Origin of the sequence: Endozoicomonas sp. YOMI1 (assembly GCF_024606345.1) — a bacterium.
Classification (GTDB): Bacteria; Pseudomonadota; Gammaproteobacteria; order Pseudomonadales; family Endozoicomonadaceae; genus Endozoicomonas.
The window spans coordinates 1-22,951 of the sequence record NZ_JAHHPM010000181.1; the positions used below are offsets into that span (position 1 = coordinate 1).

A 22,951-nucleotide genomic window follows, 5' to 3' on the forward strand; every position below is an offset into this window, starting at 1 on the left:
AACAGAGGGAAGAGTGGCGCAGGCTGGCCAAAGAGGTCTGCCAGGTGATTGCCAGTCAGGGAGACCTCTGGTATCCGATAGCATTGCAGGATAGTACCGCACAGCGCGAACATTTCTTCAGCACCGGTGCCGCCAGCCAGTGTGAGAACACAAAAAAGCGGTGGGAGCACCATCCTTGGCCATTCAGTTATCAGCTATTTAGCATAGGTAAACAGTCCGCTGCTATCCGGGGGTTAATCTCGCCTTACACCGACCACCTGGCAGAGCCACCGGCCCCCTCCTTCTCCCTGGCACAACTGACCCCACCGGCGGATATAAAAGCGTGCCAGGGAAGCTGGCCAAGGGGGCTGTATAACGACCCGGTTAACCAACAGGTCTATTACATCAAACCGACCAGCTGTGAGCTAAGTGCGCAAAACCAGGTACTGATGGCCAACCTCGCCCGGCAGCTGGGCATCACAGTACCGGAGAGCTTTGTCCATCAGGAACAGGATCATTTTTATCTGGTCAGTCCTGTCCCCGGTGAATGGCAGGGTAAGCTCAGGGGCGGGGAGGAGACACCCTGCGCTCTTTGTCTTCCGGGCAGTGGGCCAGATTACTGCTGATTAATGTGATTGTCGGTAACGAAAATATGGTTAACACTGACTGGGAAGGCATTGAACTGATCCCGGAAGGGGAGCCGGTGATGTGCCACTGGGACTTTGCCGGGCTGGCGACTCGCTACCCATGTCCTGAGAAACCAGAGCCCGCCCCCAAAGCGGATGATTTTTCCTCCATGCCCGTGCTGCTGAAAAAACTGCGGGATCCCCGGGCGCCACCCATGAACTCCTTCCCGCTCGACAACCCCTGCGTCGATATTCTCGCGCAATTGGATGATGACTTGCTGGGCCATACCCTGAAAGATATCTTGGACCAGGTTGACTGGCAGGCCCTGGACCGGATGATCGAACACAGCGGTTTTCTGCCTGGTGACCGCAGCTGGTTACGGCAGACCATTCACGATCGCATTGCCTGGCTTACCACCCGCTTGCCTAACAGCCTGGAGGCGGGTGAGCGGATATCCATGGCGGAGTACAAGGCGATAGAGGCGGCGGGTATCCGGGGCGGTTGGCTGCCGGTCAAAGGCCGGGATATCCGGGGCGGACAAATCGGCATTAGCCAGTTACTGGATGCCAATGACCAACCCATCACCCGGATGACCCTCAAGCTGTCCCCGGAAGCCGGCAATAAACTGGCTGAAAACCTGGCCCTGGAACGGGGATTGCACCGTCTGGCCAGCCGGGTTCAATATACCAACTTAGCCCTGAATCGTTCCGAACATGCCGATCATTACCGCGACTGGCGCAGTGACCTGACCAGCCTGGCCAATGAGTGTGAGGGCATGGCGGAGCAGTTGACCAGAGATAAAACACGATGGTACGAAAAGTATCACGATACCATTGATAAGACCGTGATGATTCTTCAGGACATTGCTAACAAGTGCCGGGCAGCGTTAACCGCCGACGTGCCGTCCATTGCAAAACTGCCACGCATCCAAACTCCCCTGCCTGCCCCTAAGCTGCCTGCACGAGTCAGTTCAAGAACCGGCGAAGAGGTTACAGCAAAAATACCACTGGCTGAATTCAGCCACGGTTTTGCCAAACTGACAGGCCAGAGCGTCAGCTATTTGAATCAGCAACAACTGGATTGGGCCGACCTGACTGCCTCACCGGTACGAGCTGTCAAACTCGAAGCGGCCGTCTGTGAAGGCGGCAGTATTCTGTTTTCTCCTCCAAACCTGCCGGATGCCCTTAGCTTTGAAAATCAACTGACCATCACCTTTCCGGGACACAGTAAAGCGGTGGTTGAAGCACTGTTCAGGGAACTGGCAGGGTTGGGCATTGATGGGGAGCGACCGGGTACCACCGACCTGGAGGAACAATGGCTGGATGCCTTGGCCGACTATCACGGTTGCCTTGGTGATATGAACCTTGCCGTGGCAGCGGATATCAATACCCCGGTAAACACCCGCAAAAAAGCGTTTCTTAAACAGTTTCTGCACCTCAGTGACGAAGATCTGCTCGATTGGGAAATCCATTGTCGTATTCGCGCAGGACGTCTGGTGCATTACCGCCGGGGGTTCCCTCATGGCATTATGGCAAACCCCGCTCGGGAGTTCTGCCCCGGGCACAATATAAACTTTTATGCAGACCGGGAACGGGACAGTAAACAGGTTATGCTCGATAGCTTGAAAAATGAAGGTGCCCTGAGTTCCTTTGAGCGACGTACTCAGATGGGGATGAAACCGTTTGGGAATGCCGGGCATATGGACGAAAGGTTAAAATACGACACTCATTATGTATTTTCCCGAATCCTGGAGAATCTGGTGGATAAGTCCGAGAGGGAATTTACAGGGGCGATGTCCATGATCTTGAAATCTGAAGCACTTGGCCGTCTGGATGGAGATATTTTTCCAGATCACGACCAGTATCAGCGGCCATTCCCTGATCTGGACGCCTTCGCGCGTAATGAGAAAATCATTGCCCAGTCAACGAATGACTACAGGAGAGTGATTCATGGCGCTAAGGGTCAGGAGACTCGTTTTTCCAATCCTCTGTCTTTGCTTGACGAGTTGAAAAAACTTGAGATCAGCTCCCCCAAAGATCAGCAACATCTGTTGCGTATGCTGAAGAAACGCTATAGCCACTGGCCCGACGGGCGCCCGCTGGAACAGCTTTTTCGGCAATCCTGGTCAGCCCTTTACTATGAGTTAACCTTTAAAGGCAGCAAGGTTGACAAAAATATCAAAAGTCTTATCAAGGCTTGTGGCGAAGAGGGCATTCAGTTACTGGTTGAGCAAAACCCACAACTATTGGAAGGAAAGCTGGATTCCCTGGATGGTTTGCAGCTGAAAGGGTCGGAAGAATTACGTGGGATTGATTTCAGCGGCTGTTCAATGAATAAAACAGTGTTGCAATCAATCTATATTAAGGAATGTAAATTCAATGCAGAGCTGTTAAGCAGTGCCACTGTTAAAGATGTCTTTTTCGGTAATTGTTCTTTTGAAGGTGAGCGGTTTTCATCATCGGTATTAGACAATGCTCGTTTTCACCCTAAAACTTGTCTAAATGGGCGGGTATTTGACAATACACGACAGCTTGCCCGAATCATATATCAGTCTTGTGTTAATCAGCAGAATGAGTTCAATCTGGAACAATGGCTGAAAGTGATGGTAAAAAATCATTTTCTACGCCATTTCTACTCACCTTTGGATGATTTAAGCCGGGATATTCTGTCCCAACGGATTGAAGAAATCATCAGAGCTTATCCACATCAACTTTGTAAAATTGTTAAGGACCTTTTTGAAATTAATTTTACAGATGTTGACAATGCAATAAATTTTGTCAGAAATAATCCGGAATTCTATGATCGTAAAGTCAAAGATTTCCGGGATTTGTACTTTGATTTCAGAAACATCTTCCTGAGAGAAGGGAATTATCCGGGGCAACTAGGTGATCCATTTGAAGAATTAATTAATCTCGGATGTGTCGTGAGCAATGATTTTTCCCGGGAAGCGGTTTTGGCGTTAATTTTAAATGTTATCAACCTTGTTATGTTCCCTCAATCCGATAATGAATGCTTAGAATCTGCCATCAAAATCAACAGCGCGGATGAGCACGACGATTGCTGGAAGACCATTTCTGAGGCAAGTAGTGATAGAATAAAAAATAACACAATTTCAAGCTCGGTATCAGACGACCTGCCGCTGGATGATATGATAGTTTACAGAGCTAATCTCTGTCGATTCCACCTTAAAAGGTACCGGGATTATGCTCATAAATTCTGGGAAGAATGCTCAGAAGAGCGTAAATTATCAATAGCAAAACACTGTTTGACCCATAAGAATGTCGCTGTTAGCCATTTAACAACGGTGGAATTTATGAAATTGCTGACTAAAAAACCCGAAGAGAAAAATTGGCTGAGCGATTTTTCCGCTAACATGGAAAGGCATAAAAAAAACCAACATGAGTACAACAAGGTGCTTGAGGATTATTTTGGCCCACAGGCTCGTGACAGAACAGTTATTGATGTATCAATACTTCGGACACTTTCATGCAGCAATGGCCCCATAGGTACTGAGCTGGTTATAGGCGTCCATGACTTTTTCATCATTCAGGGATAATCCTAACTTGCTAAAAACCCTGCACAGTAGATGCTGGTTGGATTTCAGGCGTTTCCAACTTGAAATTGAAATTACCGTTTCAACGTCAATGTTTTTCTTTCTTCTGTCTTCTAGTTTCAGTGCATTCAATGCAGCGCATGATGCATTAATATGAGTATGAATCGCTTCTTTTCGGCGGGACTGGCAGTCCGTCAGTCCCATAAATTGTTTGGCATCACGAAAGAAAAATTCAATTTGAAACCGTGCTTTGTAGTACTTGATCAGTGTCATGGCATCAAGCTCGGTGTCGGTTGAGTACAGCAGGGCGTAACTAGCCTTGGATTTTTGCTGAAATCTCAACATAACGACACGTATCCAACATTTCAGGCACGTTGAGTACAACCTTGCTGTATAGATATCTTCACCAGTAGCCAGCTTGCCAATGAACTTAAATCGCTCCAAGTCCTTTTCAATACTTACCTTGCCATCATATGTCTTGGGGCGGCCCTTACCTGAGTACGGGCCAGTATAAGGCCACACCAAATCTGCGTCCGACCTTAACTTGCCAACAATATGCAGACCAGTCTCAACAACCGGAGATATGAATTTCTTTTTGAAATAATAAGCGTCTACAGCCAGATATTTGATTCCCAGCTTAATCAATGTTCCAGATTGTGCTACCACCTGCTCGGCATAGAGATCAACCCGGGTTTTGCCTTTCTGATCCACTGTCTGCTTTGCTTCCAGTGCATAAGCAGTATTGGCAGTAAGATCAACCACGCTGAGTAAAGAGAGTTCCAGACCTTTTTCTGTTCGACCAGTGCAGCCACGCCAAAAATTTCCAAGCCCCTCCGTGTGGCTGCCGCTTTTGGTCATGAAGCTCGCATCAAGAGCCGCAATCAGCTCACCGGCCTTTGAAAGTGGATCTGACAACATCAGACAGTTAAACATGGAGAAGTCAAATGATCGGCCGTACCAACGGCTAAATCGTTTTTCGCTCATTGATGAGTATCTGCTCAGATTACGGAAGGTAGCCTTTCCCTAAAATACGACAAGTGCTGAAAGAAGTAATAGGATGAAGATTTTCTGTGGCTTTTTCAGCATAGGCATAGCGTCCAAAGCATTCTGTACTATGTCGTTCATGAAGTATTTGAATCAGCAAATATTGGTATCTATATAATATTCGCTGATTTACACGTCACAGGATATTTTCGAGAAAAAGTGTCCGAACTATTGATGTATTGAAAACGGATATTTCTCAAGCATACAAGATCTGGCCTCTGATTTTGGCAGGAACCTTTTGCTGGATTTATGTTCTATCAAGATGAAATCGAATGAAATTCCATAAAAGAAGGATGCCTTCAAATGAACATTCAGTCGAACTCATCTTTTCGCCCTGCTGACTGGCAAAACCGGGAAGTTACTGACAAAGTCCCGAACAAGAGCCCCCTCGGGGATCCATCAGGGCAACCCTGGCTACAATACCGTGTGAAAGATGCACCCGATAGCAGTGCAGATAACGGCCCCTCACCCATCAGTAAGAAGCATGGGTCACCCTCCATTGCCCGCCAGAGCGAATCAACTTTTAATGACAGTTATCAGCCAGGGGCGCCAGACATTTTACCGTACACTACCCCTAACAGCTTCAGCTCTATAGGTATTAAGAGGCCTGAACCTTCCATCATCGAAAACAGGGTCAGCCAATGCCATAAGTCATCTGCCAGGCGGCATGTGCCAGTCAACCCTTGTGAAAATGGCTCCGCATATTTCCCACAGGGCAATCTGAGCCATGAATTAAAAGATTCCCTGAAAAGATATGCCCAGTGTATTGCCAACGGACAGAGTTTACCCGTCAGTGATTGTAAACTCCTTATCAAATACTTCAGGCATGTGCCGAAAAATACAGATCTTACTCAGCTTGACTTTGAAGACTTGCCCTTGCTGATCGAAGCCAGACCTGAGTTTTTCAAGCAAATACCCTTAGACAAGTTGACGCCTGACTTGTGTTTAAGGGCCTGCAAGATCGATTACAAGAATTTTCAATATGTACCCGATACCATGAAAACCGATGAATTGTGCAGGGCTATGGCACTTGAAAATATTCATCAACTTCGTCATGTACCTGATGAGCTGATCATGCAGTGGTTGGATGATGGCTTTTTTGACTCACTCAATGAAATTGATGGATACGCTATCAGTTTCATCCCCGAGGAAGAAAGAACGGATGCTCGTTTTGAAGTTTCCTGTAAAAATTATTTCACGGCACTGTGTTATTACCCAAAAAATAAACCCATCAGTGACAAGCTGATAACCACTGCAATCGAACGGCTCGGGTCTTTGGGGTTTTGCCCAGTGGATAAAATAACTGCAGAGCTGTGTGAATCAGCCTGTAATAAAAATGGCAATGCGTTACGTTATGTTCCTGAAAAGATGAAAACCCCGGAACTGTGCCAAAAGGCTTTGAGTATTCATCTCAGTGCATTTGAATATATCCCGGAAGCATTTAAAACATTTGAAATATGCAAGTTATATTGTAAAAACGGAGATTGGGTAACCGAACTTCCTGGACATTTGACAAAAGAACAGCGAATAGATTTATATCGTACTGCCTGTCTATACGGTGAATCACTATTGAGTTCTATTCCAGAGGAATATGTTACATATGATTTTCTCAAATCACTGTGTACCCACAAAGAGTACAGGCGTTCTCCACTTTTATTTGCTTCTTATTTTAGCTTTTCATCTTTTGTTGATAATGACAGAGCCAGAGAGCTTTATTTATTGGCATGTAGTCTGTCAACCGATGCGTTAGAAAATGTACCCGATATAATGAAAAATGGGGAATTTCTGGACATAGTCTTGAAAAAAGACATATCCGCACTGCAACATATCCCCAGTGAAAACCTCGACTTCAATGGCTGTTGCCTCAAAGTAGCTGTCAATAAAAAAATGATCACATCATTCAAAGCTGGCACTTTGATGAAGACATGCAAATCATCAGAGCCGCTGTTGCACCAGTTAATCAAAAGTAACAAACTGCCCTATGTGCCAACCGGTGTGCAGTTAAGAGTTTTGTCCGATCCCGATTTCCCATTGAACGACAAGCTCAGATTTATTGAATCATTAGATGCCCCGGATTATACCTTCCCTGCCCAGGTAACGGCTGCCCCATTGGTTTGCCAAAAGTCTCCTGTAAGTTTTGCGATTATCAATCTGTTTTTGATGCCGCTGGTTTCAACCGCTCACCAGGCCACCGGATTCGTGCTGCCAAATCCCGCTGCCGGAAAGAGGATCAATCGATATATTGCTGAGCACATGCCTTCATCGTTCAGGCAGCAGCCATTACCCAAAGAACTGAGGGCAGAAAACGGCTCAGCAATCCGGACAGTCGGTGGACGGACGGTTCAATGTAAAACCAAAGGTGACCAGGCCGTCTATTTTAAATTCCAGAGAGCCGGGGAACCTCTTGACACGCTGGCCAGGGAGGGACTGCTTTATAAAGTCATCGCCGAAACTCCGGAGCTAAGGTTTGAGAGTGTGCTACCGCAGTTCAGGGCCTTTATGCAGCTCCCCCTGGGCGACGAACTGCAGTGTTTGATTGGCGATTTTGATGACCCGGTGGAGATCACCGAAAGCAATGGCCAGCAGTACATCAATGTATTTTCCTACGAAGCACCTGCCGCCTATGCCCATTATGCACATTCGCCAGCAACGGCAGATAACATCCCCTGGCAGCGCCCGGAGGAGGGAATCCTCAAAGCCTGTCACGATGCCGGTTACATGACCAGCATGGGGCTGGTGCCGACCAGTATGATGCAGTGTCTACACGACACAAGGTCAGGGCGAGGCTGGGTCGCCCTGCATGCGGCCATGAATGAACATCATAACAATGTGTATTCTGGCACACTGGGCGCATGGAATACCCTGGCTACCGAAAAGATTGATTTTGGCCACTGCGGGATGCGCGACCTTGGTGATTATGAGACCTTCGGGGATATCCAGAGCTGTTTACGGCAGAAAGACACCCTGGACTACTGTTATTCGCCCAGAGTGTCACAGCGCATTGCCCTGGCCAATAGCATCTGTGAGATTATTCTATCCGCGGTGCTGGTACGGTCACGCTTACGCCAGGGCTTTGCCGGTTATCACTACAAAAACCCTCAGGCAATCAGGGAAACGGCCATATTTGTTGAATCGGCCTGCAACCGATTCCTGTCCGGTCTTATGTCCTCACCACCCGGCCACCTCCAGTCCCTCCTGGGCCGGGACGATTACGAGTACCAGACATGGCTTGACCGGGTAGCGCAGGAGATACTCTACTGGACGGCACTGCAGCAGGGTGAGCCGGGGTTTGATCTGCTCCCCAAAGGTAAATATGACCCGGCTGACTGCTACCTGAACCATATAAATGATGAGCATCTCAGTGAAGCACTCTACCCTGTTGGCGCTTATACCAATATAAGCCGCAAAGATTTTTTTAATGTCAATGGTCAGTTAAATCTTGGGGCCAATAACAACACATTTCCGTTGATATCGTTAATGAACGGGCTGACCAGAATGTGTACCGGTATACTGGATCGGCTTAACCAGTCAGGCGGGATTTGATTGGTCGCTGCCAATTGGACAACTGATTGTATTGCGAAACACGATATTCAAAATAAAAGAGACCAGGCAGTCACCGCTGAACAATCCACACTTGCAGGCCGTTTACCAGAAATACCACCAATTCAAAGCAGGTTGGGGGGCGAATTTCAGTAACTTCAGCAAGGAAGCCAGTAACAAGCTGTTGTCCCCGGGGGAAACCCTGGAGCTGACAGAAAACCCCTGGGATCTCTTTATAAGTGGACTTGAAGTTAACACCTGTCAATCACCGGAAGCCATGCCAAGGGATAACATCGGGCTGATGAGCTATGTGATGGATGGACGCAATGCCATGATTGTCAGAAAGAGCAAAAAAGGACAGACAAGAATTTACGTTTACCTACTTTCAACGTGATGTAAGGCATTCGTAACGTTAGCTCAGTTTCACCATGAGGAACTGATTATGCAAAATGTAAACTCTGGAGCCACTTCATCACAACTCACCGATTATGTTACCCCATCGGTTCCGGTTGATTGTTCGCCATCTCCCCCCGTCGTTGCACTTGGCAGCGTGCTTCCGACTCCTGGCCTGAATCCGGGACTATGCCTGCAAGAAGAAAAAATGTCGACCAATGGTACTAAACCTATAACAAACAGAAATGTGGAACTTCCGGTACCGAGCGCTCAACGTGATGGAATCAGCGAACCTTTACGAGACGATGGTAACCCTGAAACCGTGGGTATTTCATCCACAAATACCGAAAAGAACCATATAAATGACATGAAGAAAGAGTTGATGGGACTCGTCGGCCCTCTGCTTTGGAACAATGCGCGCATTTGTTCGTTGTCAACCTCTGGCAAAACCAGAGACCAACTTAAGTTCAAGGTGATGGCTGATTATGATTGCAGCCAGGAAGAAAGGCAGATGTTGCTCGCCGAAGTAGAGCGCTTCATGCAAGATCATATTCCGCAGAGGTTGCGAAATGAGTTTAAAATCACAATGGTTTACGGTGGGCCTGTAGAAGCCTTGAGTTCCAATCGGATCAAATAGTATTTTTTTCGGGTAGTTTTCTTACACTGGTTTTCTTCACACAAGGTCCTTATGTGGCACAGTAGCTTTCCAAAGTTGCACACAGCCGATATGCTTCAATGCAAAAACATGCTGGAAAAATGGCTCTTCCCTCAAACTGGCAATTACCGTACCCGTGTTTGTGCTCTGTGAAGTCCAATTGTCCTGGCGATAATAAAATTGCACCAGGCTCGCGTTGAGGTTCACGGCCTGCTTGATGACCGAACGCCTTGCGGTTTCTGTTTTGGGTTTATCACAGGGGTCGTTCATGACCGTATGTCCCAGGGTAATCACCCGCCCTTTGCTATTGAGAAACAAATAAGCCAGCAAACCACTGGTATCTGTTGTCCCAAAATGCCTTTCTACATAGGCTTTGGCTGACTGATTGCTGGGGATGTAAGCCGGCGCAAAAGCCAGATACTGTATCAATTGCGGAGTCAGAGGCAGAGACAATGCCGCATATTCGCTTAACAGAATTTTTTTCCGGGAGAGTTGCCTTTGAATGGCCAGCCTGCACAGATTTTTAAGGGAACAAACGGTAAGATGATGATCTTCGTGCAGGCCGTAAAGCTCAGCCACGGTACCTTGCCACTGACAGCCAGCAAATGGACACTTGAGGTAAAATTTACCGATTATGCGTCCCATAAAATTATCAACGTTAACCAACTTGCAATAACTTATGTTTTCTGGAGTATCAGGCTTATTATCAGCTGAGCACTTGTGACATAATCGACCTGGCGGTAGTGTCAAGGTTCTGTACTGGCTACAGTCCTTGCACAGCAAACGGCCACACATTGTCTGTACTACCCTTCGTGGCAATCCGCCACAATCACTGCAAACACGGTTTTCTAAGAACCGAATACGCCCGCGGTTTTCCGGCAGCCCCTGAGCATTGCTGACATCGTAACCGCCCCACAACACTCGGTTGCTACCGCTATCCGCAACTCCGCCATGGGTACTGCCCATCAGAGGCAGTATCGGACGGCTGACGACTGCATTCATGTTCATAGCTGCTCCAAACTAAATAACTCGTATTTTTCAAATTCTCCTGTTTTCAGTCCTCCTCCCGTGTAATAAGAAGAGTTCTTTTTACTCTCTGAATCATCATTCATCTGCATTTTGAGGGTATATGGTCCTGAATGTATCCCCGAATTTAACATCCACCGATGCAGTTGCTACAGGGGGCTCTTTCGTTACAGATATGTCCGTTGCTTGTTGTGGATTCAGATGATGAGTATTGGAAATCATTTTTTGAATAACACAATTTCAAGCTCGGAATCCGATGGCCTACCTCTGGATGAGATAGTTTACAGAGCTTATCTTTGTCAAGATTACCTTAAAAAGAATATTAATGATGGGAATAGACCGGCTTTGAGTTTTGATACAGCTTTGAACCTTATTAGAGAAGGTCGCCCATACCAGTGTAAGCATTTGAGCATACGTTAAACTCGATATAATGCCAACTTATTGAGTTCGAATGGCCTGCCACGCCTCTAACGCTTTAGCCCGGGATTTTTTCAAATCGACGATAGGCGTTGGGTAATTTTCCCCTAAGACAACACCTGCCTGATAAAGTACATTGTCGCCGGCTTCCCAGGGCGCAAACAGATACTTATCCGGTAAACCGGAAAGCTCAGGCACATATCGCCGTATATAGTCCCCATCGGGATCAAATTTCTGCCCCTGGCTAACGGGATTAAAAATCCGGAAATAGGGTGCCGCATCCGCACCTGACCCCGCCACCCATTGCCAGCTTGCCGAGTTGCTGGACAGATCAGCGTCCACCAGGCAGTCCCAGAACCAGGCTTCCCCATGCCGCCATGGCTGCAATAAGTTTTTGACCAGAAATGAGCCGACGATCATTCTAACCCGGTTGTGCATAAACCCGGTTTGCCAGAGTTCGCGCATCCCGGCATCAACAATGGGGATGCCGGTCAGTCCCTTCTGCCATCGCGTGAGTTTTTCAGGATCATCCTGCCAGGGAAAGCCATCAAACTTTGGCTGAAAATTTTCCTCCGGCAGTGTTGGGAAGTGGTACAGCAGGTAGTAAGAAAACTCACGCCAGCCCAGCTCTGAGTGAAAACAGTCCAGGTCTGTCTCCACATTACTGTCGGTGGCCGCCGCAGCCGACGCGTACCAGACCTGATTGGGGGATATCTCGCCAAAATGAAGATGGGCAGACAGTTTTGAAATGTTGCGTCTGGCAGGGAAATCACGCCCTACTTTATAGCCATTCAGCCCCTTGCCCAGAAAATCCTGAAGTTTGTTTTTTGCCGCTGTCTCACCGACCCCTCTGCCCTGCTTACACCAGTAGGCATACAGATTATGGTCCCAGCGCACCTGTTTTGCCTCACCGGCAGACTCAGGATTATGGGCGGGGACAAAACCTTCAGCAGGCAATAGATCAAGGTCATTTATGTCGTTTTTCGAGGTTGTAGCAACACACCTGATTTTTTTGGGTACCGGCAATGGTTCCCTGGGCGGTTCAGATATCAGGCACCCTTTTCGATAGTAAGGCGTAAATACCCTGTAGGGCGTACGGTCCTTTTTCAGTACAGTCCATGGTTCCCAGAGCAGGGAACCATTGAAGCTTTTGACTTCCAGTCCGTCATTTCGAAGGGCTTTCTTGATTTGCTGATCCCGCTGGATTCGCCAGGGTTCATAGCAGCGGTTCCAATAAACGGCATCAACCTTATATTCCACCGCCACTTCCGGGAGCACTTTTGCAGCATCGCCCTGAAGCACCAGCAGCCGACCATTCAGAGCGTCGTTTAATGCTGCCAGTGAGTGGTGCAACCACCAGCGGCTGGCTCTGCCGGGAGCCCATTGACCGGCAGAGCGATCATCCAGAATAAAGACCGGAAGAACCTGGCCATTTTCAGCTGCCTCGAACAGAGAGGGGTTATCAGACAACCTGAGATCCTGACGAAACCAGTGAATAATAACCATCTTATCTCCTTAGGTTTTGCACCATCAAAAAGGCAGCTTTTCGCCATCCCAGGCAAACATGTGACCACTGTCCCCTGGTGTCAACTGATCAATCACATGCAAAAGCCGTTCTGCCGAGTAGTCCGCCGAAAAGAGTTTGCCCCCAGGCACACCGGACTGAAACGGCATGGACAAATGACTATCAACTGTGCCCGGGTGCAATGCAGCAATAATCGATGATTTGTTTTTTCTGGCAATTTCGATGGCCAGGCTCTTGATGATCATATTCAGCGCGGCCTTTGATGCCCGGTAGGCATACCAGCCTCCTAATTGATTATCAGAAATGCTGCCCACTCTGCCGGATAAAACCGCAAACACATTCTTACGGTTTCTGGCCATCTTGGGAAGAAAATATTTGGCAACCATGGCAGGCCCGGTGGTATTGACGGCGAAGATTCTGGCAAAGTGATCGGGCTGGAAATCCTTGATGCATTTTTCTGGTTTCAGATCTTCCCCTTCATGGAGGATACCTGTGGTGACTAACACCAGATCCAACGGTTCCGAAATTTGCTCCGCACCATTAGCAATACTGTTTTCATCCAGAAGATCCAGGTACTGAAAATCGGTTTTATTCACCCGGTCAAACTCAGGTTCACTGCGCGATAAGGCATAAATTCTGTTAACTGTTGGTACCTGCTCCAGCCAATGGACCATGGCTTTGCCAATAGCTCCGGAAGCTCCGATGACGGCAACATGCAAACCCTCATCAAATGAGTCCAATTTCAATTCTGTCATGGAGCACTCCTTAAGTCTGTCTAGAAAACCTTTATTTTGATGGCAGCCTCAAGCAGACAGGCTGAATGGCGTTGCGTTTGACCGATTATTTATATAAAAACTTTTCTACGGAGCCTGTAACTCAACAGATCGTCCAACGGACTATGATTATCCCCCTGCATAATGTCAATGTCATGGACCGGGCAGGCATTATTATTGCGCTTTTCCACGGTCGCTACGTCAACACTGATGTATGGCACTCTTCAATACTGAGGGAATAGACCATGAAAATTGTTATTGCACCAGATTCCTTCAAAGAGTGTCTTACCGCGGCTCGAGTAGCTCAGGCTATCGAAACCGGTTTTAAGCAGATTCTGCCGGATGCAGAGTACATCAAAGTTCCGGTTGCCGACGGTGGCGAAGGCACGCTTCAATCATTGGTGGACGCCACCGGTGGCAGACTGATTGATGTTGCGGTAACCGGCCCAATGGAAGAGACCGTTCAGGCCTGCTTCGGTCTGCTGGGTAATGGCGAAACTGCCGTCATTGAAATGGCCGGGGCTTCAGGTATTGAACGGGTACCTGCGGATCAGCGCAACCCAATGATCAGTACCACCCGGGGAACCGGAGAGTTAATTCTCAGTGCCCTGGACCAGGGCATCAAGCGCATGATTGTCGCCATTGGTGGCAGTGCCACCAACGACGGTGGCGCAGGTATGATGCAGGCACTGGGGGTAAAACTGCTGGATGCTGATGGCCAAGAGCTGCCCCGCGGTGGTGCAGCGCTGTCACATCTGTACCGCATTGACACTGGCAAGATGGATAAACGACTCCAGACCATCGAGTTTATTGCGGCCTGCGATGTGGGCAATCCGCTCACCGGAGCCAATGGTGCTTCTGCGGTGTTTGGCCCTCAGAAAGGTGCTACTCCTGAGATGGTGGAACAACTGGACCTTGCATTGAGACACTATGCCAGCCTTCTGCAACGGGACCTTGGTAAAGATGTTGGGCAACAGCCCGGAGCGGGCGCTGCCGGAGGCATGGGTGCTGCCCTGCTGGCTTTTCTGGATGCTGAACTGAAACCGGGTATTGACATCGTAATGGACGCCGTCGGCCTGGCAGAGAAAGTTATCGGTGCTGATCTGGTGATTACCGGAGAGGGCCGGATTGATGGACAAACCGCACAGGGAAAAACGCTTTTAGGGGTTGCCCGGATTGCCAGACAGTTCAATCTTCCGGTGATTGCCCTGGCAGGCTCTGTTGGTTCAGATGTTGAAGCGGTCTATGAGTGTGGCATTGCTGCCCTGTTCCCGATTGTTCACGATGCTGTCCCACTGTCCGAGGCCCTGGCAAAAGGTGAGGAGAACCTGATTCGGGCGGCCAGAAACCTGGCCAGTACCTTACTCCTGTTGCGATAATATTTTTGACTTAACCTCAAAGACACAGAGTCACAGAGAAGAAAAAAGACCCTGTGTTTCACTTTGTGTCCTCAGCCCGGATATTTCATAAACGTGCTCCCGCTCTCGCTTTTCCTTTGCCGCTCTAAACGAGTAATAGCAGAACTATTGCGAGGAATTCCAACGAAGATCCAGCGGTTCAAAATGGCTGGGCAGTTCATATTTAGAAGGTGGAATTGCTATTACCCCCACTGTAACCAATAGTGCAGGATGGTCCGACCATGCCGATATGGGCTTTGAACTCCTTCATTTTTACAAGACTCTGCTTTACCCGGGATTGTTCATGGCCAAAGAACCTGAAGATAAAAATCAGCCCGATGATAACAGTGGCAATGTCATCGATATATTCACCCGCAAGCCTCTGGACGAGGTTAACCTTCATCAGATCGTCCGCATTGCGCCTGAACTGGATGGCATGGAAATGCTCTACAGCAATGATGCCAATCCGGGCAAGCTGTTCAGCATGAAAATTCTCTGTTGGGCACTGATGAAAGACGGCACGATTGATGCCCTCATCCCCTGGTTAAACAAGGTAGTGCCTGCCCGTGAGCTCAATGACCCATTAAACGGCCACTGGGAAGGTTACTTTGACAAGATACACGACCATGCATTTTTCGACGTGCCAGAACACAAGATTGCAGAACTGGAAAACGCTGTCCATTACTACCCACCCAAAGAGTCTGATGAAGCTGTTATTATTCAGGAAATCCCTGACACCATTGGCACCCATGCAATTCTGACCGAAGACCAGTTTAAAACGATTGTTCTGGTTCATGTGACCAGCTGGCGTCTATACAATGATGGCCGGGTGATGGCCATGGTGGCCGATGATAAAAAGGTTGAAAACACACCGGTACTACCGGGTGATGAGTGCCTGTTTGCGGCCCAGGATCACGAACACTTCCATTACTTTTTCCATTATGTCATTGCGAACAAAATCAAACATGGAGATCCGGAGGCTTTAGCGGCATTTACCCACCTGGTAGAAGGTTAACCCTTCTACTAAATTCCGGGCATTGCATAGATTGACCCGCACACCTCTAAACCACTACTAAAACAGTTCTCAACCATTCCTGTTTTCTTGTCAACCACAAAGTCGAGAGCTAAATTTAGCTTTTCGTACGATCTGTTTCAAACTGTCTGCAGTTGCATTCAGGCCTTGGCAACAATAGCGCTTACCCGGACCGTAACCAAAGATAGATAACTCCATTTTCCAATTCAGCAAGATATGAGACCGGTGTATGCCTATGAATAGAGCTCTGAATGGGATTTTCCGGACTTTTTAAAGAGAATAAAATTATGGACCTGAGTGTTGGCAACCCATTAGCTACTGATTGCACATCTACCGCAGCCAGAACTTTCGAGGACTTTGTGACCAAACCAACCTCAAGTGTCGAGGACGTGCTGAAGAAGGCCAGGAGCTTTGGCTTTCGGGAGGTTGATATCTATTTTGGCTCAAAAAAAATCCCGCCAGAGGAAGGGACTGATCAGGCCATCTACCTTCTTGATGGCAAGCGTTTCTGTTTTACCGGTTTATCCGACCATACCGTGAATCAGAACACCTCGAGGCTGGTCAAACGATTTTTCTCTGCGCCTATTCTGAGGAAATTATGTCAGTCTGATAATGCCAGGAAAGAAGTTGCCTATGATATGATCGAAAAAGCTTTTAAATATCACGATTTCATTGAGAAAAGTGCCTGGAAATTTAGACCACAGAAAGAAACACTCTCAGATTTTTTAAGAAGGAATAATGAAGAAGATCACTTCACGTTTCTACAAGATATTACCCAGGGAATGAAAGACGGACCAAATATTACAGTTCATCGCAATGGATACTACCTTTTGGCGCTTTGGGTTGAGTTATCTAATGCAATGTCACCGGACTTTCAGAGAATAGATTTGTTTAACTGGAGAGATTTTGCCGTAGTAAAAAGTCGACCTGTAAGAAATAAACGAAAACCACTTCCTGAAATACTACTACCACGGCCACGCAAAAAATTGAAGGTCGAAGAAAAAGTTGACGCCTCACACTCAGCCGGAAATACCATAAACTTTACTCTTTCAAGTTCAGGTAACAATCCTCATTATTTGCCAGATAATCAACAGAAAATTGCCGACACTCAAAAACCTCCAGGTTTGGAGAGAACCTCAACACACCATGACGCTGAGCATGATGCCGGGATTGAACAGAAAACCAGCCAGAATAAAAAAGAACCTTTGGAGGAAGCCTCTTCATGCAGAGAAAACAACAGCATCTTTTTAGAGATGAAAGCCAAAGCCGATGGACCATCATGCAGCAATACCGACGACTCAACTATTTACGATACTGACGAATCGACTGTTTACGATAGCGACGAATCAACCTTTGATGATACGGATGAGGTAACTTGCGACAGCACCGGCAGCCAAACTGCAGAAGACAATTTTACAGAAAAAGCAACAAGAGAAGGAACAAGTGAAAGAGAAATAACCATTCAAAAGGTCAACCATCTTTCGCAACAAGTCATAAAGAACCTTGAACTTCTTAAACAAGAGCAAGCACGAACCAATCGGCCAACGGTATCAGTATCGCAGAAGAGGCAGATGATAGTAACTTTACATGAAGGGTTAACGCTGGTTAACGGCCTCAAGGCCAGAAAAGCTAAATAATAATGCTGGAAGCAAACCGCTTCCAGCAGGTAGAAAATTTACTTCCAACCAGCCAAAGAACTCCCTTTAAACAGCTCCGCAGCTTTGCTTTCAACAGCATCCGTCTGATACGACTTAACCAGGGCCAGTACACGAGGGTCTTCCCGATTATCTTCACGGGTAACAATGATATTCACATAAGGAGAGTCCTTATCTTCCACCAGCAGGGCGTCACGGGTTGGGATGTAACCCGCAGGTACCGCATAGGTGTTGTTGATAAAGGCCATATCCACATCATCCAGTGAGCGGGGCAGCTGAGCCGCATCCAGTTCAATAAACTGGAAGTTACGTGGATTCTCAATGATATCTGCCGGTGTTGCTTCCAGATTACTCACATCGTTCAGCGTGATAAAACCACGCTGATGCAGAAGAATCAGTGTACGGCCTTCATTACTCGGATCGTTCGGGATAGCGATTTTGGCACCATCTTTCAACTCACTGATATCTTTCAGCTTCCTGGAGTAAGCGGCAATGGGATAAACAAAGGTGTTACCAACGGCAACCAGCTTAAAGCCCCGGTCACGAACCATACTGTCCAGGTATGGACGGTGCTGGAATGCATTGGCATCAATACTGCCATCGGACAGCGCTACGTTAGGAGCGACATAATCGGAGAACTCAACCAGCTCCACAGCCACACTATGATCCTGTCTGGCGATGTCTACGGCCACTTTCATCACATCGGCCTCAGGCCCCGCCATCACCCCCACCTTCAGCGGACCATTTGGATCGTCAGACTGACCACAGCCAACCAGCAATGCTGCTGACGCTAATACCGCCGAACTGGCCAGGATTTTTACTGTTTTTAGAATATTAAAAGTCATTGATTACTCCCGGACTTTAACAACACTCTATCAACACCTTCATAAACGGTGTTGATAGATACCCATCTTATTAATGATTATTCAGTGACTGCGATCATAGTACTGCTGCAGGCGATCACCAACCATCTGCAGCAATTGCACAAGGGCAATCAGTACCACCACCGTGGCCAACATGATGACACCATCAAACCGCTGGTAGCCATAACGGATACCCAGATCACCAAGGCCGCCACCACCAATGGCACCGGCCATGGCCGAGTAGCTGACCAGCGTCACCAGCGTAATGGTCATGCCATTAATCAGCCCGGGTCTGGCCTCCGGCAACAACACACGGGTAACAATCTGCAACGGGCTGGCGCCCATGGACTGGGCGGCCTCAACCAATCCGGAAGGCACTTCATTCAAGGCGCCTTCGGTAATTCGGGCAACAAATGGGATCGCTGCCACGGTCAGCGGAACAATCGCTGCGGTGGTACCAATGGAAGTACCGGTCAGCAGTCGTGTCAATGGTATGATGGCCACCATCAGAATAATAAAAGGAATAGAACGCCCAGCATTCACAATGCCCCCCAGAACCAGGTTAGCAACACGGTTTTCCAGAATACGTCCTTTTCGGGTCACATAGAGCAAAACACCCAGAGGAATCCCCAGAAGAAAGCTGATACCACCGGAAAATGCCACCATATAGAGGGTTTCCCAGAGCGCCTTAAACAACAGTGACCATGCATCAGCTGACATAACCAATCACCTCTACCCGGACCGTATTTTCTGGTGAGTTATGCAAGCCTTGCAGAAACTGCAGAGACTGCTCAACGCCTTCAGGCTCACCCATAATTTCTACCATCAAAAAGCCCATGGCTTTTTCATTGACCGTTTCAATATCCGCCTGCAGGATATTAAAGTCCGTATTGAATTGTCTTGCTGCCCTGGTAATCAGCGGCTGCACAACCCCCTGCCCGACAAAGGTAATGCGCACCACCGGCCTGGCACCTTCAGCAGGCTCGGACTGGAACCGGGCTTCAATTTCAGCCACCGGTTTTTCATGAATCGCACTGCGCACAAACTCTTTGGCCAGATCCGTCCGGGGACTGAGAAAGAACTGCTCTACCTCATTTTCTTCAATGATCTTTCCGAAGCTCATAATGGCCACTCGATCACAGATGGTTTTCACCACATCCATCTCATGGGTGATGATCAGAATGGTAATCTTAAGCTGGCGGTTGATGTCCTTCAGCAGCCCAAGAATTGACCGGGTTGTCTGAGGATCCAGCGCTGACGTTGCTTCATCGCACAACAAAACTTTCGGCCTACTGGCCAGGGCCCGGGCAATGGCAACCCGCTGTTTCTGGCCGCCGGACAACTGGGCAGGATAACTGTTTCTTTTCGAGTCCAGCCCGGTCAATGCCAGCAGTGGCAGAACGGCCTGTGCTATCTCTGATTTGCTGGCACCCGCCAACTCAAGCGGAAGAGCGACATTATCATACACAGTACGGCTGGACAGCAGATTGAAATGCTGAAAAATCATACCAATATTGTGACGGGCCTGACGCAGGGATTTCTCAGACAGCAGAGTCAGATCCTGACCATCCACCAGAACCTGGCCGGAAGTCGGTTTCTCCAATAAGTTAACACAGCGAATCAGTGTGCTTTTCCCAGCGCCACTGGAGCCAATCACACCGTAGATGGTACCTTCAGGCACCGAAAGGTTTACTCCATCAATGGCCTTAACCTCTGTGCCGCCAGCGGCAAACACTTTGGTCAGGTTGTTCAATTCAATCATATGCATAAAAAAACCACCCTGCTGCTAACAGAGTGGTTTCATAAGGAATTCTTTATTGAAACCCTTCTTTTAGCGGAATTTGTAATGCGCTCGCAAGCCAAGGTCAAATCAGCGCATGGGAGCTACAAACTATCCAAAATAGTGGTTTCTGTCAACTCTCACTCACCCTCTAAGTCTCCCCCCCAAATACCTTAACGGCAGACAGAATAGTGGTTAACCCTGAAATACAGTTCCATGCAACGACATCCAGCCTTAGAAATTAACTCAGGCTCTGTTATATTATTTTTTAGAATAAAAAAATAAGAATAAATAATATATAGCTAGTGATAGTCAAACCATAGGTACTGGTAATTTTTTTCCTGCTGTGTGCCTAATCACTGGACAATTGACGTTTGTCTTATTTAATAGAAGAAGAAGGAATATTTATTATTCAGTCATGGTTTTCGTTTTTCCAGATATTGACGTGTATAGAAACCATGAAATAAAGAACAGATGTCGTCAGGTATTTTCGCAGTTTGACCGCTCTTCCTATGTTGCTATAGGAATGGCAGCCCGGCTTCATCCTATAACACCCATAACCAACATGGGCAGGTATCATTATGGAGCTTTTCTTCAAAGACTTTATCATGCTCTGGTCGACCATTGACCCGGTCGGCACTCTGGCACTGTTTACTGGACTGACAGCTCGACTATCAGAAACACAAAAACGCAGAGTCGCTCTGAAAGCAACCACTTACGCCTTTGTTATCCTCCTTTCGGCACTGGTTCTTGGTCAGATTATTTTAAAGGCGATGAACATCCAACTGATCTCTCTCCAGCTGGCAGGAGGGATCATCCTGTTCCTGTTCGGCTTGCAAATGATTTTTTCTGACCCTGAAGAAAGTTCCGGATCAAGGGAACCCGGACATCAACTTGCCGTGTTCCCTCTGGCGGTCCCTTCCATTGCCAGCCCGGGGGCCATTATGGCGGTGATTGTACTGACCGACAATCACGTCAAAACGTTCAGCCAGCAGGCCATGACCGCTGGTGCCATGACGCTGGTGCTTCTGGTCACCTGTGGCCTGATGCTGTTTGCCGACCGTATCTTTCGCGTTATTGGCCACAATGGCTCGGCCATTATCATCCGGGTAATGGGCATGATACTGGCGGCACTGTCAGTAGAACTGGTGATGACCGCCCTGGGGGTTCAGCGCTGGATGGGTTAGGAATTGTCATCATGGACGTGCTTTCGGCAAACGGAAAGATAGCTGTCATTGCCCCCCTATCTGCACCTGGCTGCCACTTTTGACCGGCTTACCATCACCGTCAAGACGCAGCTGCATAATTGGCCTTTTTCTCACAGCACTTGCAGATGCTTTCTAAACTCTATCAACTGACTGAATGAAACTGACGCCCCACCAGCAAGCAGTTGCAGACCATGATAAAGACCATGCCCTCTGTATTGCTGTGGCTGGCTCGGGCAAAACCTCAACCCTGGCGCAATTGGTGAGCAACCTTCTGCACAAAGGGGCAGACCCGCGTCGATTGATGGTGATGATGTTTAATAAAGCTGCCCAGATCGATTTTTCCAAAAAGCTTCGAACCCTGGCCAGTGATCCGTTGGCAGACTTGCCGGAAAACCTGCGGCAGCTCCCGGAAATCAGAACCTACCATGCCACAGGGCTGAAACTGCTCAGAACACTGGAAGGCTGGCAGATAAGAGCCCCCTACAACAAACAACCGTTATCGGAGAAAGTCGTTGAGCTACAGGCCAGGACTCTGATTCTGAAACTGACACAAAAGGCAGAGCGTCGCCTGCTCTATGTCGCCATGACCCGTGCCAGACAACAATTACACTTGTTTACCGCACAGGGCGAGCTCACCTGTCTGTCCAAAAAAGATGCCAAAAAAGATGCCAAACAAGCTTCCGGAAAACGTTCATGGTCAGCTGATGACCAAACCCTTGCTGGAAAAGATCGCCAGGACAGCATCAGCCCCTTTTTACTGGAAATGAACCTGCCCCATGTCTTATCCCTGGGCAACCTGCTCCATGAAGATGCCGATGACGGCCTGGCAGAAGCCATCGATAAAATCGGTCTTACGCCAGTATCAAGACGATACGTCTGCTCAGCTCGCCCGGCACTGGCCGAAAGACTGAAGACAGTGCCCAACATTGCGATAACCGACGAGTCGACAGGCTCTGCCAACACAGAAGCCAGTAACGACCGGGGCATAACCTCCGACGCGCCATGGCAGCTCAAAGCCATTATTGATCATGCTATCTTTGGTCGTGGAGAAGTGATTGAGGTTAATGACCGTAATTTCTCCATCCGTTTTGACAATCGCCAACACGGCGTCAAACGTTTTGCCAGAACTGAAGAGGTTCGCCATCTATTCAGCGTGCTCATGGTCTGAATTATCATTGCTGCTTTCCATACGATTAAAAACGTTTATCCAGAAACTTCTTTTTCATAATGCTGTTTTATGGAATTTTTCCTGCCGTTTTCAGTCCTACTCATTATCTGTATCAAAACAGCCCAAAGTGATGAATAGCGTCAGCAACAACACAAATCTCTCATTTATCTGTCCTATTTGCCTTGATAACGACGGAATCACCTCAGGGCAATCTGGCGGGCAAACACTGGTCAGAACTTCCTGCCAATCAAAACCTCACGTTTTCCACCTGGGATGCATCACCAAATGGCTTGACGGTGAACAGCAACAGGAAAA

At 48.0% G+C, this 22,951-nt stretch carries 19 protein-coding genes; 12 read left to right on the forward strand and 7 right to left on the reverse strand.

The window, feature by feature from the left end; translation table 11 throughout:
* Together KDK15_RS06400 and KDK15_RS06405 are read left to right on the forward strand one after the other, a co-directional pair.
* Positions 1 to 605: hypothetical protein (locus KDK15_RS06400; protein WP_257294536.1), on the forward strand; the 605-nt coding region annotated here is incomplete at its 5' end.
* On the forward strand, positions 572 to 4,162 hold the full coding sequence (locus KDK15_RS06405) for a pentapeptide repeat-containing protein (RefSeq protein WP_257294537.1): 3,591 nt from the start codon (positions 572 to 574) through the stop codon (positions 4,160 to 4,162). The genes KDK15_RS06400 and KDK15_RS06405, both read left to right, overlap by 34 nt.
* On the opposite strand, the gene KDK15_RS06410 is transcribed toward KDK15_RS06405, so the two are convergent.
* Positions 4,091 to 5,143: a transposase gene (locus KDK15_RS06410; protein WP_257294538.1), complete on the reverse strand. Its 1,053-nt coding sequence runs from the start codon at positions 5,141 to 5,143 to the stop codon at positions 4,091 to 4,093. The two genes, KDK15_RS06405 and KDK15_RS06410, sit on opposite strands and share 72 nt — an antisense overlap.
* A 363-nt stretch (positions 5,144 to 5,506) precedes the next feature.
* On the opposite strand from KDK15_RS06410, the gene KDK15_RS06415 reads away from it, so the two are divergent.
* From KDK15_RS06415 to KDK15_RS06425, 3 genes are read left to right on the forward strand one after another with little or no spacing between them, the layout of a single operon-like run.
* Positions 5,507 to 8,746: a DUF4116 domain-containing protein gene (locus KDK15_RS06415; protein WP_257294539.1), complete on the forward strand. Its 3,240-nt coding sequence runs from the start codon at positions 5,507 to 5,509 to the stop codon at positions 8,744 to 8,746.
* A 31-nt stretch (positions 8,747 to 8,777) separates the two neighbouring features.
* Positions 8,778 to 9,137, forward strand: coding sequence for a hypothetical protein (locus KDK15_RS06420; protein ID WP_257294540.1), 360 nt, complete (start codon positions 8,778 to 8,780; stop codon positions 9,135 to 9,137).
* A gap of 48 nt (positions 9,138 to 9,185) precedes the next feature.
* Positions 9,186 to 9,773 carry a hypothetical protein gene (locus tag KDK15_RS06425; RefSeq protein ID WP_257294541.1) on the forward strand — a complete coding sequence of 196 codons (588 nt, stop codon included), beginning with the start codon at positions 9,186 to 9,188 and terminating at the stop codon, positions 9,771 to 9,773.
* A gap of 36 nt (positions 9,774 to 9,809) precedes the next feature.
* On the opposite strand, the gene KDK15_RS06430 is transcribed toward KDK15_RS06425, so the two are convergent.
* The 3 genes from KDK15_RS06430 to KDK15_RS06440 form a co-directional block, all read right to left on the reverse strand.
* Positions 9,810 to 10,799: a hypothetical protein gene (locus KDK15_RS06430; RefSeq protein WP_257294542.1), complete on the reverse strand. Its 990-nt coding sequence runs from the start codon at positions 10,797 to 10,799 to the stop codon at positions 9,810 to 9,812.
* 456 nt (positions 10,800 to 11,255) lie between these two features.
* The gene (locus KDK15_RS06435; RefSeq protein ID WP_257294543.1) at positions 11,256 to 12,740 is read right to left on the reverse strand and encodes a deoxyribodipyrimidine photo-lyase; all 1,485 of its coding nucleotides are present in this window, start codon (positions 12,738 to 12,740) and stop codon (positions 11,256 to 11,258) included.
* 24 nt (positions 12,741 to 12,764) lie between these two features.
* Positions 12,765 to 13,514: an SDR family NAD(P)-dependent oxidoreductase gene (locus KDK15_RS06440; RefSeq protein WP_257294544.1), complete on the reverse strand. Its 750-nt coding sequence runs from the start codon at positions 13,512 to 13,514 to the stop codon at positions 12,765 to 12,767.
* A gap of 65 nt (positions 13,515 to 13,579) precedes the next feature.
* Here KDK15_RS06440 and KDK15_RS06445 point away from each other — a divergent pair, with 65 nt between their 5' ends.
* The 4 genes from KDK15_RS06445 (at position 13,580) to KDK15_RS06460 (ending at position 17,599) form a co-directional block, all read left to right on the forward strand.
* Positions 13,580 to 13,774 carry a sugar diacid recognition domain-containing protein gene (locus KDK15_RS06445; protein ID WP_257294545.1) on the forward strand — a complete coding sequence of 65 codons (195 nt, stop codon included), beginning with the start codon at positions 13,580 to 13,582 and terminating at the stop codon, positions 13,772 to 13,774.
* A gap of 3 nt (positions 13,775 to 13,777) precedes the next feature.
* On the forward strand, positions 13,778 to 14,911 hold the full coding sequence (locus KDK15_RS06450; protein ID WP_257294546.1) for a glycerate kinase: 1,134 nt from the start codon (positions 13,778 to 13,780) through the stop codon (positions 14,909 to 14,911).
* 322 nt (positions 14,912 to 15,233) lie between these two features.
* The gene (locus KDK15_RS06455; protein ID WP_257294547.1) at positions 15,234 to 15,944 is read left to right on the forward strand and encodes a hypothetical protein; all 711 of its coding nucleotides are present in this window, start codon (positions 15,234 to 15,236) and stop codon (positions 15,942 to 15,944) included.
* A gap of 269 nt (positions 15,945 to 16,213) precedes the next feature.
* A complete protein-coding gene (locus tag KDK15_RS06460; RefSeq protein WP_257294548.1) occupies positions 16,214 to 17,599 on the forward strand; it encodes a hypothetical protein in 1,386 nt (461 codons plus the stop codon).
* Positions 17,600 to 17,637: 38 nt separating this feature from the next.
* Here KDK15_RS06460 and KDK15_RS06465 read toward each other — a convergent pair whose 3' ends face one another.
* The 3 genes from KDK15_RS06465 to KDK15_RS06475 form a co-directional block, all read right to left on the reverse strand.
* Positions 17,638 to 18,462 (reverse strand): MetQ/NlpA family ABC transporter substrate-binding protein, encoded by an 825-nt coding sequence (locus KDK15_RS06465; RefSeq protein ID WP_257294549.1) that lies wholly within the window; start codon positions 18,460 to 18,462, stop codon positions 17,638 to 17,640.
* An 81-nt stretch (positions 18,463 to 18,543) separates the two neighbouring features.
* Complete coding sequence (locus KDK15_RS06470) at positions 18,544 to 19,200, reverse strand: methionine ABC transporter permease (RefSeq protein WP_257294550.1); 657 nt, start codon at positions 19,198 to 19,200, stop codon at positions 18,544 to 18,546.
* Positions 19,190 to 20,242, reverse strand: coding sequence for a methionine ABC transporter ATP-binding protein (locus tag KDK15_RS06475; RefSeq protein ID WP_257294554.1), 1,053 nt, complete (start codon positions 20,240 to 20,242; stop codon positions 19,190 to 19,192). Before KDK15_RS06475 ends, KDK15_RS06470 begins: the two co-directional genes overlap by 11 nt.
* A gap of 599 nt (positions 20,243 to 20,841) precedes the next feature.
* On the opposite strand from KDK15_RS06475, the gene KDK15_RS06480 reads away from it, so the two are divergent.
* The 3 genes from KDK15_RS06480 to KDK15_RS06490 form a co-directional block, all read left to right on the forward strand.
* Positions 20,842 to 21,447 (forward strand): MarC family protein, encoded by a 606-nt coding sequence (locus KDK15_RS06480; RefSeq protein WP_257294551.1) that lies wholly within the window; start codon positions 20,842 to 20,844, stop codon positions 21,445 to 21,447.
* A 175-nt stretch (positions 21,448 to 21,622) separates the two neighbouring features.
* Complete coding sequence (locus tag KDK15_RS06485; protein WP_257294552.1) at positions 21,623 to 22,636, forward strand: UvrD-helicase domain-containing protein; 1,014 nt, start codon at positions 21,623 to 21,625, stop codon at positions 22,634 to 22,636.
* A gap of 130 nt (positions 22,637 to 22,766) precedes the next feature.
* Positions 22,767 to 22,951 (forward strand): hypothetical protein (locus KDK15_RS06490; protein WP_257294553.1); only part of this gene is annotated, 185 nt, incomplete at its 3' end.

Bases quoted from the DNA above. Each gene is read 5' to 3' on its own strand.
- KDK15_RS06410 (WP_257294538.1), bottom strand. From the start codon at position 5,143: ATGAGCGAAAAACGATTTAGCCGTTGGTACGGCCGATCATTTGACTTC.
- KDK15_RS06415 (WP_257294539.1), top strand. From the start codon at position 5,507: ATGAACATTCAGTCGAACTCATCTTTTCGCCCTGCTGACTGGCAAAAC.
- KDK15_RS06425 (WP_257294541.1), top strand. From the start codon at position 9,186: ATGCAAAATGTAAACTCTGGAGCCACTTCATCACAACTCACCGATTAT.
- KDK15_RS06430 (WP_257294542.1), bottom strand. From the start codon at position 10,799: ATGAACATGAATGCAGTCGTCAGCCGTCCGATACTGCCTCTGATGGGC.
- KDK15_RS06435 (WP_257294543.1), bottom strand. From the start codon at position 12,740: ATGGTTATTATTCACTGGTTTCGTCAGGATCTCAGGTTGTCTGATAAC.
- KDK15_RS06440 (WP_257294544.1), bottom strand. From the start codon at position 13,514: ATGACAGAATTGAAATTGGACTCATTTGATGAGGGTTTGCATGTTGCC.
- KDK15_RS06445 (WP_257294545.1), top strand. From the start codon at position 13,580: ATGGCGTTGCGTTTGACCGATTATTTATATAAAAACTTTTCTACGGAG.
- KDK15_RS06450 (WP_257294546.1), top strand. From the start codon at position 13,778: ATGAAAATTGTTATTGCACCAGATTCCTTCAAAGAGTGTCTTACCGCG.
- KDK15_RS06455 (WP_257294547.1), top strand. From the start codon at position 15,234: ATGGCCAAAGAACCTGAAGATAAAAATCAGCCCGATGATAACAGTGGC.
- KDK15_RS06460 (WP_257294548.1), top strand. From the start codon at position 16,214: ATGGGATTTTCCGGACTTTTTAAAGAGAATAAAATTATGGACCTGAGT.
- KDK15_RS06465 (WP_257294549.1), bottom strand. From the start codon at position 18,462: ATGACTTTTAATATTCTAAAAACAGTAAAAATCCTGGCCAGTTCGGCG.
- KDK15_RS06470 (WP_257294550.1), bottom strand. From the start codon at position 19,200: ATGTCAGCTGATGCATGGTCACTGTTGTTTAAGGCGCTCTGGGAAACC.
- KDK15_RS06475 (WP_257294554.1), bottom strand. From the start codon at position 20,242: ATGATTGAATTGAACAACCTGACCAAAGTGTTTGCCGCTGGCGGCACA.
- KDK15_RS06480 (WP_257294551.1), top strand. From the start codon at position 20,842: ATGGAGCTTTTCTTCAAAGACTTTATCATGCTCTGGTCGACCATTGAC.
- KDK15_RS06485 (WP_257294552.1), top strand. From the start codon at position 21,623: ATGAAACTGACGCCCCACCAGCAAGCAGTTGCAGACCATGATAAAGAC.